The organism is Mycolicibacterium rhodesiae (genome assembly GCF_002086695.1).
GTDB classification, from domain to species: domain Bacteria; phylum Actinomycetota; class Actinomycetes; order Mycobacteriales; family Mycobacteriaceae; genus Mycobacterium; species Mycobacterium rhodesiae.
In genome coordinates, this window is the sequence record NZ_MVIH01000002.1 from 19,395 (window position 1) to 35,529 (window position 16,135).

Genomic DNA, 16,135 nt, shown 5'->3' on the forward strand with positions numbered 1-16,135 from the left:
TGATCAAGGGAGCGATATGAAGCTGCGCAACGTCATCGCCATCGGAACTGTGGCGGCCGTGACCGCATTTGGCATAGCGGCGTGTGGCGGCAAGGGCGGCGGCAGTCAGGGTGGAGACATCAACGTCTCCATGACCTCGTTCCCGGATTATGTAGACCCACAGCTGTCCTACACACTGGAGGGATGGGAAGTGTTGTGGAACGTCTACACCCCACTTTTGACGTACAAGCACCAAAAGGGTGATGCGGGAACAGACATCGTTCCCGGCCTCGCCAAGGACATGCCACAGATCTCGCCGGACGGCAAGACCTACAAGCTGACCCTACGGCCGAACATGAAATACTCCGACGGCACCCCCATCAAGGCTTCTGACTTCACCTACGCCATCAAGCGCCTGTTCAAGGCCAATTCCGGCGGCTCGGTGTTCTACGAAGGTATCGTCGGCGCAAAGGATTTCGCCGACGGTAAAGCCGACACCATCAGCGGCATCGCCGCCGATGACAACAGCGGTGACATCACCATCCAGCTGGACAAGCCCAACGGGACGTTCAACAGCGTCCTGGCCTTGATGTTCGCCGCCCCAGTACCACCGACCACCACACTGGACAAGGACGTCACCAACAACCCGCCGCCCGCGAGTGGCCCGTTTGTGATCACCAAGGTCGACGCGCCGAATACGCTTACGATGGAGCGCAATCCGCAGTTCAAGACGGTCAAGGACGCCGGTGCCAGCGAGGTCGCCGATGCGCAGGTCGACAAGATCACGGTCACCCAGAACAAGAACAACTCTTCGCAGGTCACCGGCGTCGAACAGAATCAGATCGACTTCATGACCGACCCACCCGACGCCGACCGGCTACCCGAGGTCAAAGCCAAATACAGCAGCCGATTCCGGCTCGAGAACTCGATCAACACCTACTACTTCTGGATGAACACCCAGAAGGCACCCTTCAACGACCTCAAGGTCCGCCAGGCCATCAACTACGCCATCGACCCGGAGGCGCTCAACCGGGTGTTCGGCGGCCGGCTCCACCCGACCCAGCAGATCCTTCCGCCCGGCATGCCTGGATACGAGGAGTACAAGCTGTATCCCGGCCCTGATCTTGCCAAGGCCAAACAGCTTCTGGCCGAGGCGAATCCAACCGACAAAGACATCACCGTCTGGACCGACGACGAACCGGACCGCAAGCGGATCGGTGAGTACTATCACGATCTGCTGACCCAGTTGGGGTTCAACGCCCAACTCAAGGTGATCGCCGGCGACGTGTACTTCACCACGATCGGCAACACCTCGACTCCCGATCTCGATACCGGGTTCGCCGACTGGTTCCAGGACTTCCCACACCCCGACGACTTCTTCCGTCCACTGCTCAACGGCGCGAGCATCCTCCCGACCAACAGCAACAACTTCTCCCAGGCCAACCTGCCGGAACTCGACGCCAAGCAGAACGAGTTGCTGACTCAGCAGCTCACCGGCGACGTGAAGAAGCAGTACGCGGCGCTGGACAAGGCCTACATGGAGCAGGCCGTGTGGGCCCCCTATGGCAACGAGGAATACACCACGTTCGTCTCCGAGCGCATGAACTTCGACAAGTCCTATCACCATCTTCTGTTCAACCAGGACTACACGTCGTTCGCGCTCAAGTAATGGCGCCTCCGACTGCTGTGCGAGGGCGCAGTCCCTGGCACTTGGCCTGGATTCGGCTGCAGCGCAACAAGGTCTCGCTGGCCTTCGGCGTGCTGTTCTTGCTCATCGTGGTGTTCAGCCTTGCAGCACCGCTGTGGGCCGACCATGTCGCCCACACCGGGCCGAACCAGAACCACATCACCGACAAGATCCTGATCGACGGGCAACCGACCAACATCGTCGCGACTGACGGAACCCCGTTGGGGCCCGGGCTTCGCGGTCGTTACCTGCTCGGTGCTGACCAGAACGGCCGCGACGTCATGGTGCGCCTGATGTACGGCGGTCGGACGTCGATCTATGTGGGCGTCGCTGCCGCAGTGATCACCACGCTGCTGGCTGTCGTCGTCGGCATGTTGGCCGGCTATTACCGAGGCTGGATCGACTCGATCCTGTCGCGGATTCTCGATGTCGTATGGGCCTTCCCAGTGCTGTTGCTCGGTATCGCCCTGGGCACAACGCTGGCTCTCGGCGGCATTAGTGTCGGCGGGCTGCAAATCGCCGGAGACTCATTGTGGATTCCCATCCTGATCATCGGGTGTGTCTACGTGCCGTATATGGCCAGGCCGATTCGCGGCGAGATCCTGGCCCTACGTGAAAAGGAGTTCGTGGAAGCCGCTGTCGCCCAAGGCAAAGGACCGGTGCGCATCATGGTCTCCGAGCTTCTCCCCAACATCGTGTCCACGATCATCGTGTTCTTCACTCTCAACATCGCCAACAACATGCTGCTGGAGTCAGCCCTGTCATTTCTCGGGGCCGGTGTGCGGCCGCCGAACGCCTCGTGGGGCACGATGATCGCTGACGGTTACCAAACCATCTACACCGCGCCGCATCTGACGATCGTTCCCGGGCTGATGATCGTTCTGACCGTGCTGTCTCTCAACGTGTTCGGCGATGGCTTGCGCGACTCGCTGGACCCGCGCGCCAAGATTCGCTTGGAGCACTAGCCCATGGCCCGGTTCATCGCGCGTCGGCTGATCGGCATGATCGCCGTACTGTTCGCCATCTCGGTGATCGTGTTCTTGATCTTCAACGTCATCCCCAACTCCGACCCGGCCGCCCGGATTGCCGGCAAAAACGCAAACCCTGCACTCATCGCCCGGGTGAGCGCCGATCTGGGCCTCGATCAGCCCCTGCCGGTGCAATACCTGACGATGATGAAGCAGATCTTCACCGGCGAACTCACCTCTTATGCAAGCAATCAGAATGTGGCGCAGCAGATTTGGAACGGGCTTCCGGTGACGTTGTCGCTCACCATCGGCGCCGCGATTCTGTGGATGGCACTTGCGGTGTGGTTCGGGTACCTCAGCGCGGTTCGTGCCGGTGGGTTCACCGACCGGGCACTGACGATCTTGTCGCTGGTCGGAATCTCGATGCCGGTGTTCTGGCTGGCAGCAATACTGTTGTACTACTTCAGCTTCAAGGTCCAGCTGTTCCCGACTGGTAGCTACGTTCCCTTGACGGAGGACCCGCTGAATTGGCTGTACCACCTGATCTTGCCGTGGATCACCCTGGCGGTCCTCTATGTGGGTTTCTACAGTCGCGTCCTGCGCTCCAACATGCTCGACGTGATGAACGAGGACTACGTGCGCACTGCTCGCGCAAAGGGAATCAGTGAGCGCCAGGTGCGCATGCGGCATGTGCTGCGCAATTCGATGATCCCGATCGTCACGCTGTTCGGCCTCGACTTCGGCGCGGTGGTCGGCGGCGGGGCCATCCTGACCGAAACTGTCTTCAACCTCAACGGTGTGGGCCTCTACGCCGGACAGGCGATCGGCAAGCTGGACCTGCCGCCGCTGATGGCCATCACGATGTTCGGCGCTTTCTTCATCGTGCTGTTCAACACCATCGTGGACATTCTCTATGCGGTTCTCGACCCGCGAATCCGCCTAGGAGAGGCGGCCCCCGCATGAACCCCATCCTGACCGTCACCGACCTGCGGGTCAGCTTCGCCACCGAGGACGGAGTGGTGCACGCGGTCGACGGTGTGTCGTTCGAGGTCCACCCCGGCGAGGTCGTCGCCGTCGTCGGAGAATCGGGCAGCGGCAAGAGCGTCACGGCGCAGACCCTGATCGGACTCACCCGGGCGCCCAACGCGAGAATAAGCGGCTCGGTGATCTTCGACGGCCGGGAACTCACCGGGTTGTCCGACAGCGAATTGCGAACCATCCGTGGCGAACACATCGCGATGATCTTCCAGGATCCGATGACGTCCCTCAATCCGGTGTACCGGGTGGGCGATCAGATCGCCGAGATGATCCGCGCTCACCGCGACGTATCCAGGTCCGAAGCTCTTTCTCATGCAGTCGACCTGCTGCGCTCGGTGGGCATCCCGAACCCGGAACGCAGGGTGCGTGACTACCCACACGAATTCTCCGGCGGTATGCGCCAACGCGTGATGATTGCCATGGCGCTGGCACTGGAGCCCGAAGTGCTGATCGCCGACGAGCCCACCACCGCGCTCGACGTCACCATCCAGGCCCAAATCCTGCGTCTGCTTGACACATTGAACCGTGACCGCAACCTGTCGGTCGTGCTCATCACCCACGATCTCGGCGTGGTTGCCGAGCTGGCCGACCGCGTGGTGGTCATGTACGCCGGGCAGATCGTCGAAGACGCACCTCTGGAAGAGCTGTTCTACAACCCGCAGCATCCCTACACCTGGGGGCTGCTGGGCTCGATCGCCCGTCTGGACGAAGACCGACCGGACCGGCTTCCCCAAATCGGTGGGTCGCCGCCGTCGCTGCTGAGCCCTCCGACCGGGTGCCGGTTCGCCCCACGGTGCAAGTTCGCCTTCGACAAGTGCACGCAGCCACCGACTCTGGAGGCTCGCGTGACCGACGCTGGACACCTGGACCGCTGTTGGTTGACCCCCGCCGAAAAGGTGGCGAATCGATGAAGGGCGATCCTCTGCTCGAGGTCACCGACCTCGTCAAGCATTTCCCGATCAAGTCCGGCGTCGTCGTCGATCGGGAAGTGGCGCGGGTACGCGCCGTCGACGGAGTCACATTCACTCTGCACGAGGGGGAAACACTCGGCCTGGTCGGCGAATCCGGCTGCGGCAAGTCAACTCTGTGCCGAGCCATTCTTCAGCTGGTGACACCGACGTCGGGATCGGTCCGCTTCGAGGGCCAGGAGTTGGTCGGGCGGTCGCGTCGCGAACTGCGGCCGTTACGTCGTCAGATGCAGATGGTCTTCCAGGATCCGTTCGCCTCGTTGAACCCCCGCAAGCGGGTGGGGCAGATAATCGGTGATCCCCTGGCCTTGCACGGCCTGGCCAGCGGCGCCGAGTTGAAGCGACAAGTACATGAGCTACTCGACCGGGTGGGGCTGCAGGCTGAACACTTCAACCGCTATCCGCACGAGTTCTCCGGCGGCCAGCGCCAGCGTATCGGCATCGCCCGCGCGTTGGCCTTGAGACCCAAGTTGATCATCGCCGACGAACCGGTCTCGGCGCTCGACGTCTCGGTCCAGGCCCAGATCGTCAATCTGCTCGAGGAGTTGCAGGACGAGTTCGGCCTGTCCTACTTGTTCGTCGCGCACGACCTCGGTGTCGTGCGCCACGTCTCGGATCGAGTGGCGGTGATGTATCTGGGCAAGATCGTCGAGCACGCCAGCGCCGACGGGCTCTACGGACACCCGCTGCACCCCTACAGCAACGCGCTGCTGTCGGCGGTGCCGATACCCGACCCTCGCAGAAATACCGCCCGCGAACGCCTCATCCTCGAAGGTGACGTCCCGAGCCCCGTCGACCCGCCGCCTGCCTGCAGGTTCCACACCCGCTGCACCTTCGCCACTGACATCTGCCGGACCGAGGAACCGCCTCTCGCCGAGCTGGAGCCCGCACACTTCGCGGCCTGCCATCACCCCCGGTTCTGATCGACCGTCGCTCACACGTTTCGACCTGGCTTTGTGCGGGGATATTAAGCCAGCACAACTCGGACACTAGGGGCGATCATGAACGATCAGGATGGCGGCACGGGAGAGGTTCTCCGCACGCTGGGCCTGATGTTGAATCTGTCGGCAATCGTGGCGTTTGCGCTGTTCCTGAGCACGCTGGGTCCGGGTGGCCCGGGTCCGTCAGCGCTGGCCGCGGCCATCGCCGTCGTCGCGTTCCTGGCCAGCCTGGCCTGCTTCGCCATCGACCGCCGCCGGACCGAGGAAGAGTCCTTCGGCCAGGCCGCTCGCCCGGTGACCGTCGCCGCTGAGGCCTAGACTTCTGCTGTGCCTACCGTCGCCCAGCATCTCATCGCAGCGCTGAAATCCAGTGGCATCAGCCGTGTCTACGGCCTACCAGGCGACAGCCTCAACGGCTTCACCGACGCGATCCGGCGCTCCGAGGGCATGAGGTGGGAGCACGTACGCCACGAGGAGACGGCTGCGTTCGCCGCGACTGCCGACGCCGCGCTGACCGGTCAGCTGGCGGTGTGTGCCGGCAGCTGCGGACCCGGCAACACCCACCTCATCAACGGTCTCTACGACGCCCAACGCACCCGGGTTCCGGTGTTGGCGATCGCTGCGCACATCCCGCTCAGCGAGGTCGGCACCGGCTACTTCCAGGAAACGCATCCGCAGGAGTTGTTCCGCGAATGCAGCGTCTACTGCGAGTTGGTCAGCACTCCGGAAATGGCCCCACGCCTGGTCGAGATCGCGATGCGCACCGCGATCGAAGAAAACGGAGTCGCGGTCCTGGTGATCCCGGGCGAGGTGTTCCTGGCCAAGCTTCCCGACCGTGACTGGAACACCAAACCGGTACGGCCGACCCGATCGGTGCTGCGCCCTGACGACGAGTCACTGCGGCGCGCGGCGGACATCCTCAACGCGGGGTCGCGTGTGACCATCCTCGGTGGCGCCGGAACCGCAGGCGCGCACACCGAACTTCTCCGGCTTGCCGAGACTCTGAATTCGCCTATCGTGCATGCCTTCCGCGGCAAAGAGCACATCGAATACGACAACCCGTTCGACGTCGGGATGACCGGGTTGCTCGGTTTCGCATCTGGTTATAAGGCCATCAAGGAAGCCGACGTGCTGCTGATGCTGGGCACCGACTTCCCGTACTCGCAGTTCTATCCGGACAACGCTCAAGTCATCCAGGTCGACATCCGCGGCAGCCACCTCGGCCGGCGTACACCGGTGGATCTCGGTTTGGTCGGTTCGGTGAAGGACACCATCGACGCGCTGCTGCCGCTACTGTCCCGCAAGGCCGACCGGACGCACCTGGACCGGTCGCTCAGCCACTATCAACGCACCCGCAGGTCGCTCGACTCGCTCGCGGTCAACGACCGCGACAAGACCCCCATCCGTCCGGAATACGTTGCGGGCGTGGTTGATCGACTCGCTCACGACGACACGGTGTTCACCTTCGATGTCGGCTCACCCACGGTGTGGGCAGCTCGGTACCTGACGATGAATGGCCGGCGGCGGCTCTCCGGATCGTTCACGCACGGCACCATGGCGTGTGCGCTGCCGCACGCGATCGGCGCGCAGACCGCATTCCCAGGACGTCAGGTGATCGCCCTGGCGGGCGACGGCGGACTGACCATGGGGTTCGGCGAGCTACTCACCTTGGTGCAGAACAACCTGCCGGTGAAGGTCATCGTCTTCAACAATTCGTCGCTGAACTTCGTCGAACTCGAGATGAAGGCCGCCGGGGTGGTGAACTTCGGCACCGAGCTGAAGAACCCCGATTTCGGAGCTGTCGCTCGGGCGATCGGACTGTTCGGGCGGCGAGTCGAACAGCCCGCGGATCTGGAGCAAGCGGTGGCCGATGCACTGGCCTACGACGGTCCGGCGCTGATCGATGTGGTGACGGCCCGTCAGGAATTGTCCATTCCACCAGCGATTTCCGCCGAGCAGGCCAAAGGCTTCACGCTGTACGCGATCCGCACCATCCTGGCCGGACGCGGCGACGAGTTGCTCGACCTGGTGAGCACCAACGTCGCCCGGCGCATCCTCGACTAGTTGGTCCGGTCGGCCCACCCGGCTGGGAGCTCGCTGGGTGCCACGTCGATCACCGAGTCGTCGTCCTCGCCTACCTGCTCGAAGAGCGTGATGTAGGCGAATTCGGGCACCACGTAGATCGGATACGTCGGGCCCTCGTCGCGGTACTGACGCATCTCGTCGAGGTGATCGTTCTGAAAGCAGACGGTGCGCTCACCGTGCTGTTGAATCCACTGCGGGAAGAAGATGACGCCGTGAAGGCGACGTTTCCCCGGCATCACGTTGACGGCCACGGAGGTTCCGGTCGGTTCGGTCCATGAGATCTTGAAGCTGTCGTCGTCGAGTTGAACGAGATCCACCTCTTGACCTTTGACCCATCTGCCACCGACGTGCCCGGTATGGATGCGGTAATCGATTGTGTGAGCGTTCTTCACGTACATCTCGTACTGCCAGCCGTTGGCATAGGTGTAGACGAAGCGGTGCCCGGTGATCGCTGACAAGTCTTGCGGGGGAATCGGATGCTCGACGCTGGTCATGAGGGGTGGCGTGCCCAGCCCAACCGTTCTCAAACAGGACCCGGCGAGGCAGAATCGAAAGGAAGACCGCTATGCTGAGTCGAGTTTGCTTTACCCAGCATCGCAACGAATCGAGGGAGCCCATGGCCACACACCGCGCCGTCCACGTGAAAGCAGCCAACGCTCCGCTGGAGCTGACGGAGGTTGAGACCACCTCACCCCCGCCGGACCATGTGCGCATTGCTGTCAACGCCTGCGGGGTATGCGGCACCGACCACGCCTTCGTCACCGGGTCCTTCCCGAATCTCACCTGGCCTATTACTCCCGGCCATGAGATCGCCGGCACGATCGCCGAATTGGGCTCTGGTGTCGAGGGTTTCGCGGTGGGCGACCGGGTGGCTGTGGGCTGGTTCGGCGGCAACTGCACCAGGTGTCTGCCGTGCCGTAAGGGCCAGTTCATGCAGTGCGTGAACCTCGAGGTGCCGAGCTGGAATTATCCGGGCGGCTATGCCGAATCAGTGATCGTGCCGCGCACCGCGCTGGCCCGCATCCCCGACGGACTGTCGTTCGCCGAAGCCGCACCCATGGGGTGTGCAGGCGTGACGACCTACAACGCGCTGCGCACGACCCGCGCGGTGGCCGGGGACCGTGTGGCCGTCCTCGGCATCGGCGGGCTCGGACACCTTGGTGTGCAGTGGGCTCGCGCCATGGGATTCGAGACCATCGCGATCGCACGCGGAGCGGGCAAGGCCGACGACGCCAAGGAACTCGGCGCCCATCACTACGTCGACTCCACGGCCAGCGACGTCGGTGAGGCCCTGCAGGCACTCGGCGGCGTACAGGTGGTGCTGGCCACCGCGGCCAACTCGGCAGCCATGGCGGCCACGGTCCCCGGGCTGGCGCCGCAAGGCGAACTGGTGATCGTCGGCGCCACATTCGACCCGCTGCCCATCGCGCCGGGCGATCTGATCTTCGGCAACTTCAGCGTGGTCGGGCATCCATCAGGAACGTCGGCCGACGTCGAAGACACGCTGCACTTCGCGCTGCAATCCGGGGTGCGGGCCCGCATCGAGGAGCGGCCGCTGGCTGAGGCCGCCGAGGCGTACGCAGCGATGGACGAGGGCCGTGCGCGCTATCGCATGGTCCTGACGATGTAGCTACTCGGTGTTGTCCTCGGCGTGCTCGGACGCGTCGAGGACACTGACGTCGATCCCGTAGGGCAGGAACCGGACGTTTCGGGTGGGGTCGGTGTTGTGTTTGTTCGCGCGCAGCGCGTCGAGCTCGTCCCGGTAGACCTGTTCGACGCGGGCCTTGCCGTCGGCATCGGTGGTGTAGATCGCCCACACCCCGTCACCGGCCTCTCCCGCGGTCTCAGGTTCTGAGCGGGGCCGTGAGCGACGAGTGAACTCGTCGAACAGCCCCCCGAACGCGGCGCCCTGCCCTGAGCTGGCCAGAAACTGCCCGAAGGCGTCGCGAAGGCCCTCGCTGGCCTGCCGCACCACGCGGTCGATGTCGTCGGGATCGAACCCGAACGGTCCGTTGTTATCCATGACTGCCAGTGTGCGCGCAGTTGGCGGCCCCGTCGAGAAGTTGACCTTCGCGCACGGCGAAACCGAGTCCTCGATTCACCGAGCACCGCGGTAAAGGCTCAGCGGCAGATCCGCCATCGTGACGAATCCCGCAGCGGCATCGCACACAGCACCAACAGCGTTCACCGCCTGCATCGCGGTGGCCACGCTCGCTGACCGCACATGTTCGTCCAGGGAACGTCGCGACGAAAGCTGGCCAGTGTCATCAGGTGCGCCTGTATCGAGGGGGTTCCTTCGATGGTGACGGTCCACCCGTGCCGGGGTGCCGGCCAGTGCTTCGGTTGCGGTTCGCCTACGGTCCAGAGCGTTTCCACCTCGACGACCGGGACCCCGTTGCACAGGCCCGACCACTGCCAGTGCTGACCGGCGACGGTGCCGGCGCGCAGAGTTCGCCCGCACACGTCGCGATCGGCACTCGCCGGAATCAGTTCCAGTTCTGTGGTGACCTCGTCGACACCCAGATTCAGCGCGTCACCCAGCAGCCAAACCTGTTCCTGGAAAAGCTGACTGGTGAAGCACAGTCCATCGGTGTCGGCGTCCACCTCGTCGATCGAACTGCCGAACTTCATCTGGTCGAACGTGATCTCGGTGCTGTCGTACACCGACCAGTCGGCGCGCTCCTGCACTCTCACGTGCTCGACGGTCCGCGACATACCGCTGAGCGCCAACGGAATAACTACACCGAGGTTGCCGGGGTTGAGTCCGGTGCCATGCACCGATGAGCTGCCATCTGCACACGCCTGCTGCAGCCGGTCGCGATCGGCCGGTTCCATCCGCGCTGGGTGGAACGCGAAGGCGGTGGTGATCAGGTTGGCCCCGGACGCCAGGATCGCGACCGCGTCGTCAAGCGACGGGTGCCGTGGCGCATAGACGACGGCGTCGGCGGCGGCGGTGTCGACGCCGATCGCCGTGGTGACGCCGACCGGGTCCCGGCCGGCCAACACGCCGGCGTCGACTCCGGCCTTGGCCTCCGAATAGACCTTGACGCCAACCAATTCCAGCTCGGGATGGTCCAGGATGCCGCGGATGGCTTCTACCCCCACCGCCCCGGTGCCCCATTGCACGACGCGGTAGGCCATCGACTACACCACCGTCAGCGGCAGGGAGCGGCGTTCTTCGAACTCGAAGGTGACACCCTGACTGAATTTGGTGACCTCCACCTCGGGTGAATCCTTGGCGGGGGTCTCGGTCTTCTCGAACTCGGCGGTCCAATCGTCACCGGTTCCGGTGATGCGCACCGCGATGTACGGATCGACCGCGGTGGCGATGGCCTGCAACGGTCCCGGGGACGCCGGGGAGCACAGCGGCACCCACGAGCCGTCGTCGTGCGCCGGCGAGGGGTGCACATGCAACCGACCACCCTCGACCTCGGCGACGACATAACCGGCTGGGTTGAACAGCGGGTGCAGTTCGATGACCTTGGCCAGCCCGTCAAAGTCGTTGGGCAGCTTGAGGGCTCGCTTGATGCGCTCGGCCGCCACACCGGCGATGCCGACGAGCTGCTTGGTGCAGATGTCGGTGGCCAGCTCTGCGTTGTCACCCGCGCGGGCGCGCACCGCGATGCCGAAGGACAGGTTCAGCAGGTGCATCTGCAGCACCACTTCGTCGGCGATACGCACCAGTGCCGAGTGCGAGAACGCCCCGAAGTCGACGTCGGACACCAGCACGCCCGAATAATCAGCTTGGCCTTCATCATTGGGATCGATGGCGCCGAGTTCCCAATTGGCGGCCTTGGTCTTGGCCACGATGTCGAGCGCCGGGATGCCGGTCACCTCGGGATAGGACTCGTCGATGATGACGGTCCAGGCGCAGTGCGGCTGCCGGTCGGCAGGCGTGCGCGGCGGGCGGTGGATCGGACGCACCTGCGCCTTGGCGTTGGTGGCGACGGCGGTCGCGTCGAACGTGGGGTCCTCGATGTCGTGGCACATGCCCTTGACGTAGTCGGGTCCCATCGGTTCGACATCGAGCAGGGCGCCGCAGTGGTCGAGGTGAAATTCGCCGTGCCATCTGTCGTGGACGGTGTAGCGGAAGTCCATGAATTGCGGCGGGGCTCCGATGTCGAGTTGCAGACCCTTGAAGATCGTGAAGATGTCGACGCCCTCGTACTTCAGGGCCTTCTGCATGCGCTTGGTGTAGATCGGGCTGGCGCCGGCCCATTCCTCGATGGCGATCTGCAGCATCTCGGGCCGGCCGAAGGACTGGATGCACCACGCCATTCCGGAGCGGTCGATCATCTGGCCGATCAACAGCAGTTCGGGGACCAAAGTGGCAAGTTCGGCCCGGGACAACTGGGCATAGCGGCTGAGGGGCTGGCTCATACCGCGAAACATAGTCGGCTCAATGTTATAAAGTCAACGATGTGAAAGCGCTGGGCACTCCCCCGACGCGGCAGACTCAGGCGCCGCGTAAGCGGGGCGACGACACCCGGGCGTTGATCATCGACGAGACGGTGCGCTGCGTGGTCGAAGAGGGTTTTCAGGCGGCAACCGCCAAACACGTCGCCGAGCGTGCCGGGGTCACTTGGGGAGTCATTCAGTACCACTTCGGCGATCGCAACGGGTTGCTGATGGCCGTCGTCGACGAGGGTGTGGCCGGCTTGCTCAAAAGCCTCAGTGAGGCCGACGTCGCCGATCTGGGATTGCGGGAGCGCATCGAGGTCGTCGTCGACACCGCATTCCGCTGCTACAGCAGCCCGACGTCGTTGGCGGCATTCGAGATTCTGCGGGCCACCCGGGGCACGCACGGCGACAGCGCCAAACGCCACCTGCTGGAGATCAACACCGCGATCAACCAACTGGGTCGGCTGATCTCCGACGATCCCGGCGTGGCCGAAGTGATCTGGTCGTCGCTGCGCGGCATGGTGCTGGTCGAGATGATCGTGAACTCGCACCTGGAGTGGCAGCGTGAGCGTCAGCTGTTGGTGGACATGGTCACTCGGTATCTACAGGACTGAGCCCGCGCTACAGCGAACGCCGTCGCCCTCCGCCGTTCATCGTGTGCGCGGTCACATGACCCAGGCCACAAACAGGTCCAATAGGCGCGCATCTGTCGCGAATCTCACAGGGCCAAAGTTGATTTACCTGAAATTAACAAGGAGCATCGAGGTGTTCCTTCAAACAGGCGATCCCTGATTGATGGACGTCTACAGCAAAAAACAAATCCCCTGCTGACCCGGGGGACATCAAGGAGTTGAGAAAATGTCGTCGATTGCGCAGTTCCGCAAAGACATGAAGCGGGCCATGACGCGTCGCCGTCTGTACGCACGTATCAGCGCTATGCCGCCGTCAACGGTCCGCGAAGAACTCGTGGCCATCGCGCAGCGCTACGAAAACGAACTCTGACACGTCGCCGCCCTCAGACGGCTGACATCGCAGGCGCGATCACAAGACCCAACCGTCGTCAGTAGCCGAATTCATCAGCTACAGAGCGCCTTTGGCGCGAAGAACTAAGCCATCGCAGATGCCAAGACTCACGCTGGATCGGCGGGGCCGAGCCGTCCGGCGATGGTGACGACGCGTCGCGCCAAGTGCTCGAGTGCGGCGGCCGTCTCGTCGGCAATCGGATTCTGGTTGTTCGGGCCGGTGATGTGGCTGACCCCGTACGGGTTCCCGTCGGCGAACTTCAGCGGATCGGTGTAGCCGGGCGGTACCAGGATGCCGCCGAAGTGCATGAGCGTGATGTAGAGCGCAAGCAGCGTGGTCTCCTGCCCGCCGTGGGCGGTCTGGGAAGACGTGAACGCGGCGTACACCTTGTCGGCCAGTTTGCCCTGAGCCCACAATCCACCCAGCGAGTCGATGAACGTTCGGAATTGCGCTGCAGGAGAGCCGAATCGGGTGGGTGTACCGAAGATGACCGCATCAGCCCAGACAATGTCGTCACCCGTGGCTGCGGGCAGGTCTTTGGTGGCGTCGTAATTGGCGCTCCATGCCGGGTTCTGAGCGAATGACTCCGGGTCTCGAGTCTCGGCGATATGCCGCACCCGCACCTCGGCCCCCGCTTGTTCGGCCGCTCCGGCGATGATCTTGGCCATCGCGGTGCCGTGCCCGGTGGCCGAGTAATAGATGACCGCAAGTTTTGTCATGTCGTTTCCTTTTTCTCGTCGTGTTCCGGGAACATCTTTCGCATGAGCACCCCGGCGAGGATGCCGACCACGATCAATGCGATACCCACTCCGGCGGGAAGCGCACCGCTGACCCAACCGGCGACGCCGATGCCGATCACGAATCCAGGCAGCCATTCCAGAAGCTTCCCGAATGATGGTGGCGCTTCGGTAGATTCACCGCTGGCCGCCAAGAATTTCGCTCGCGCGTAGTCGGGATAAAACTCGGTGATGGCGACGGCGATCAGTGTCACGGCGAGCTGGACAATCCAGCCGGTCCAGAAGTTGTCGCCGTCGTGCAGCACCGCGTCGCCGAACGTTCCGACCGCCGTGTTGATCACGAACGCGCCGGCCCACACCGCGCTCAGTGCGTAGTTGACCCGGATGAACAGTGGACTGTCCCAGTGTTCGGGGTCGACGGTGTCGCGGGCGTAGGCGATTGTGAACGGACGTCGGATCGCCAGCGTGGCGAGCGCGTAGGCAGCCAACAGGCCGTTGGTGATCTCGCCGGCCCACAGCTCGAGCCAGGTGACGAGCGCCCGCGAGCCGAAGATGCCCAAGGCGACGAACCCGGCGAACACCACGGCGCCGAACACTTCGAGTGAATGCACCTTGATGCCGCGGCGGCTGCCGGCCCACATGACGATGAGGGTGAGGGCCAGCGCGGCGGCCGCGGCCTGCCCGAAGCGGCCCGGCCCCGACATGATGGCCATGAGGATCCACGGCGCGATGCCGGAGAACGGCGACCGCAGGAAGCCGTCGATGAAGGTGGTTCGCGGGACGGCGGCGTCGGCCTCGTCCGATTCAGCCATGGGCACATTGTCACCGGGACAACCGCCCCCGGCGACAGATTCGGTGTGCTGCAATGACCGGCATGGCTGATGCGGAAGCAATCGAAGCGATCAAACAGGTCAAGTACCGCTACCTGCGGGCGCTGGACACCAAGCATTGGGACGATTTCGCCGACACCCTGACCGAGGACATCGTCGGTGACTACGGCTCGTCCCTGGGTGAGGAGCATCGCTTCACCAACCGCAAGGATCTGGTGGAGTTCATGCGCAAGTCGATGCCGGCCGGAGTTCTGACCGAGCACCGCGTGACCCATCCGGAGATCAGCGTGGACGGCGACGAGGCCGAGGCCATCTGGTACCTGCAGGACCGGGTGATCGTGCCGGAGTTCAATTTCGTGCTGGAGGGTGCGGCGTTCTACCGCGACCGCTACCGCAAGACGCCCGACGGCTGGAAGATCAGCAAGACCGGATACGACCGGACCTACGAGTTCACGATGTCGACCGAGGCACTGAACTTCAAGGCAACGCCCGGCGCCGCGATCAACCCGAACCCCTAGTTCGCGTCGAGCGTGGGGCTTGTCGGTGACGATCGTCGCTGCGGTCAACGACAGCCCGCACGCTCGATGAGCGCTACTTAGCGACCGCGATCAGCGCGCCGGGCTGAAGCCAGCGCATGATCTTGACGAGGGTGTCGTCGTCGAGCGAGACGCATCCCGCGGTGGGGCCACCGTCGGTGGTGTGGACGAAGAAGGCGCCGCCGTTGCCGGGGATGCGCGCCTTGTTGACGCCCATCACGATCGCGTGGGCGTACTGCGGGATGTAGAGGTTCTCGGTACCGCTGGCCGGGTTGGTGTCGAACGGGCAGTCGGCCTTCTTGCAGACCTGCATGGTGTTGTAGGTCGGGCTCTTCATGTCGCCGTCCCACCAGTGGTCCTTCGTAACTTGCACGTACTGCAGACCGCCGCCCGGGTTGGGCTCGGTGCCGAAGGCGAAGTCGAGAGTGAAGATGCCCATCGGCGTCTTCATTTCGCCGTCGTGGGACTGCGGGACCATGCCGTTGGCGCCGACGTGGGTGGGGACCCCGACGAGGACAGGCTGCCAGCCGTTGGCACCGCGCTGCCAGACGTCCATTTTGGCGGTGGCTCCGCCGGTGCTGACGACGGAAAGCACCTGAGTGGCGTTGCCGACGTTGGATTGGAACCAGGGGGTTTCAGCGTGGCTGGGCGGTGCCGAGGACAGCGCGAGCAGCGCCGCACTGAAGGCAGCACAGATCGAAACGACGGCTCGACGCATCGGTTCATGGTCCCTGTGGGGTTCCTGGCGGGTCAAGTCAAGGTTCGGTGACGGTTGCGTCTGGGCCAGCTAACGATGTCTGGTCGACGTGGGCGAATTTGCGGGCGTTCTCGGAGCGGCTGAACTGCGTGTACATGCTGGTCGGAGCGGGTATTGCCCTTATTGGTGAATAGCGGACCGGCAAACGCAAGGGATACCATTTTCGACATGTCGCACGTGCCGTA

18 protein-coding genes are annotated in these 16,135 nt (G+C 63.8%); 11 read left to right on the forward strand and 7 right to left on the reverse strand.

Going from position 1 to position 16,135, the window contains the following annotated elements; translation table 11 throughout:
• The first annotated feature begins 16 nt into the window (after positions 1-16).
• The 7 genes from BST42_RS04155 (at position 17) to poxB (ending at position 7,645) form a co-directional block, all read left to right on the forward strand.
• On the forward strand, positions 17-1,648 hold the full coding sequence (locus BST42_RS04155) for an ABC transporter substrate-binding protein (RefSeq protein WP_083117321.1): 1,632 nt from the start codon (positions 17-19) through the stop codon (positions 1,646-1,648).
• On the forward strand, positions 1,648-2,631 hold the full coding sequence (locus BST42_RS04160; protein ID WP_083117322.1) for an ABC transporter permease: 984 nt from the start codon (positions 1,648-1,650) through the stop codon (positions 2,629-2,631). Before BST42_RS04155 ends, BST42_RS04160 begins: the two co-directional genes overlap by 1 nt.
• A 3-nt stretch (positions 2,632-2,634) precedes the next feature.
• The gene (locus BST42_RS04165) at positions 2,635-3,597 is read left to right on the forward strand and encodes an ABC transporter permease (RefSeq protein ID WP_083117323.1); all 963 of its coding nucleotides are present in this window, start codon (positions 2,635-2,637) and stop codon (positions 3,595-3,597) included.
• Positions 3,594-4,583, forward strand: coding sequence for an ABC transporter ATP-binding protein (locus BST42_RS04170; protein WP_083117324.1), 990 nt, complete (start codon positions 3,594-3,596; stop codon positions 4,581-4,583). The genes BST42_RS04165 and BST42_RS04170 overlap by 4 nt, the downstream gene beginning before the upstream one ends.
• On the forward strand, positions 4,580-5,563 hold the full coding sequence (locus BST42_RS04175) for an ABC transporter ATP-binding protein (RefSeq protein ID WP_083117325.1): 984 nt from the start codon (positions 4,580-4,582) through the stop codon (positions 5,561-5,563). The genes BST42_RS04170 and BST42_RS04175 overlap by 4 nt, the downstream gene beginning before the upstream one ends.
• Before the next feature lie 78 nt (positions 5,564-5,641).
• Positions 5,642-5,899 (forward strand): hypothetical protein, encoded by a 258-nt coding sequence (locus BST42_RS04180; RefSeq protein ID WP_083117326.1) that lies wholly within the window; start codon positions 5,642-5,644, stop codon positions 5,897-5,899.
• Between the two features lie 9 nt (positions 5,900-5,908).
• A complete protein-coding gene (gene poxB / locus BST42_RS04185; RefSeq protein WP_083117327.1) occupies positions 5,909-7,645 on the forward strand; it encodes a ubiquinone-dependent pyruvate dehydrogenase in 1,737 nt (578 codons plus the stop codon).
• Here the strand turns inward: poxB and BST42_RS04190 are convergent.
• The gene (locus BST42_RS04190; RefSeq protein ID WP_083117328.1) at positions 7,642-8,160 is read right to left on the reverse strand and encodes a phenolic acid decarboxylase; all 519 of its coding nucleotides are present in this window, start codon (positions 8,158-8,160) and stop codon (positions 7,642-7,644) included. The two genes, poxB and BST42_RS04190, sit on opposite strands and share 4 nt — an antisense overlap.
• Before the next feature lie 122 nt (positions 8,161-8,282).
• Between BST42_RS04190 and BST42_RS04195 the strand changes: the two genes are divergently transcribed.
• Entirely contained in the window at positions 8,283-9,296 is a 1,014-nt protein-coding gene (locus BST42_RS04195) for an alcohol dehydrogenase catalytic domain-containing protein (RefSeq protein ID WP_083117329.1), read from the forward strand.
• Here the strand turns inward: BST42_RS04195 and BST42_RS04200 are convergent, their stop codons facing one another.
• The 3 genes from BST42_RS04200 to BST42_RS04210 all read right to left on the reverse strand — a co-directional run bounded on the left by BST42_RS04200 (position 9,297) and on the right by BST42_RS04210 (position 12,046).
• Entirely contained in the window at positions 9,297-9,689 is a 393-nt protein-coding gene (locus tag BST42_RS04200) for an Rv0313 family protein (RefSeq protein WP_083117330.1), read from the reverse strand. It lies immediately after the preceding gene.
• Positions 9,690-9,850: 161 nt separating this feature from the next.
• Positions 9,851-10,807, reverse strand: coding sequence for an NAD(P)H-dependent amine dehydrogenase family protein (locus BST42_RS30010; protein ID WP_308207483.1), 957 nt, complete (start codon positions 10,805-10,807; stop codon positions 9,851-9,853).
• Between the two features lie 3 nt (positions 10,808-10,810).
• Positions 10,811-12,046: a hypothetical protein gene (locus tag BST42_RS04210; RefSeq protein ID WP_083117331.1), complete on the reverse strand. Its 1,236-nt coding sequence runs from the start codon at positions 12,044-12,046 to the stop codon at positions 10,811-10,813.
• A gap of 41 nt (positions 12,047-12,087) precedes the next feature.
• Here BST42_RS04210 and BST42_RS04215 point away from each other — a divergent pair, with 41 nt between their 5' ends.
• Together BST42_RS04215 and BST42_RS29535 are read left to right on the forward strand one after the other, a co-directional pair.
• The gene (locus BST42_RS04215) at positions 12,088-12,681 is read left to right on the forward strand and encodes a TetR/AcrR family transcriptional regulator (protein WP_083117332.1); all 594 of its coding nucleotides are present in this window, start codon (positions 12,088-12,090) and stop codon (positions 12,679-12,681) included.
• A 244-nt stretch (positions 12,682-12,925) separates the two neighbouring features.
• Entirely contained in the window at positions 12,926-13,069 is a 144-nt protein-coding gene (locus tag BST42_RS29535) for a hypothetical protein (RefSeq protein WP_165760778.1), read from the forward strand.
• 128 nt (positions 13,070-13,197) lie between these two features.
• Here BST42_RS29535 and wrbA read toward each other — a convergent pair whose 3' ends face one another.
• Both wrbA and BST42_RS04225 read right to left on the reverse strand, forming a co-directional pair.
• On the reverse strand, positions 13,198-13,809 hold the full coding sequence (gene wrbA, locus BST42_RS04220; RefSeq protein ID WP_083117333.1) for an NAD(P)H:quinone oxidoreductase: 612 nt from the start codon (positions 13,807-13,809) through the stop codon (positions 13,198-13,200).
• Positions 13,806-14,639 carry a hypothetical protein gene (locus tag BST42_RS04225; protein WP_083117851.1) on the reverse strand — a complete coding sequence of 278 codons (834 nt, stop codon included), beginning with the start codon at positions 14,637-14,639 and terminating at the stop codon, positions 13,806-13,808. Before BST42_RS04225 ends, wrbA begins: the two co-directional genes overlap by 4 nt.
• Before the next feature lie 53 nt (positions 14,640-14,692).
• On the opposite strand from BST42_RS04225, the gene BST42_RS04230 reads away from it, so the two are divergent.
• Positions 14,693-15,175: a nuclear transport factor 2 family protein gene (locus BST42_RS04230; RefSeq protein WP_083117334.1), complete on the forward strand. Its 483-nt coding sequence runs from the start codon at positions 14,693-14,695 to the stop codon at positions 15,173-15,175.
• Positions 15,176-15,248: 73 nt separating this feature from the next.
• On the opposite strand, the gene BST42_RS04235 is transcribed toward BST42_RS04230, so the two are convergent.
• On the reverse strand, positions 15,249-15,911 hold the full coding sequence (locus tag BST42_RS04235; protein WP_083117335.1) for a L,D-transpeptidase family protein: 663 nt from the start codon (positions 15,909-15,911) through the stop codon (positions 15,249-15,251).
• Positions 15,912-16,135 lie beyond the last annotated feature (224 nt).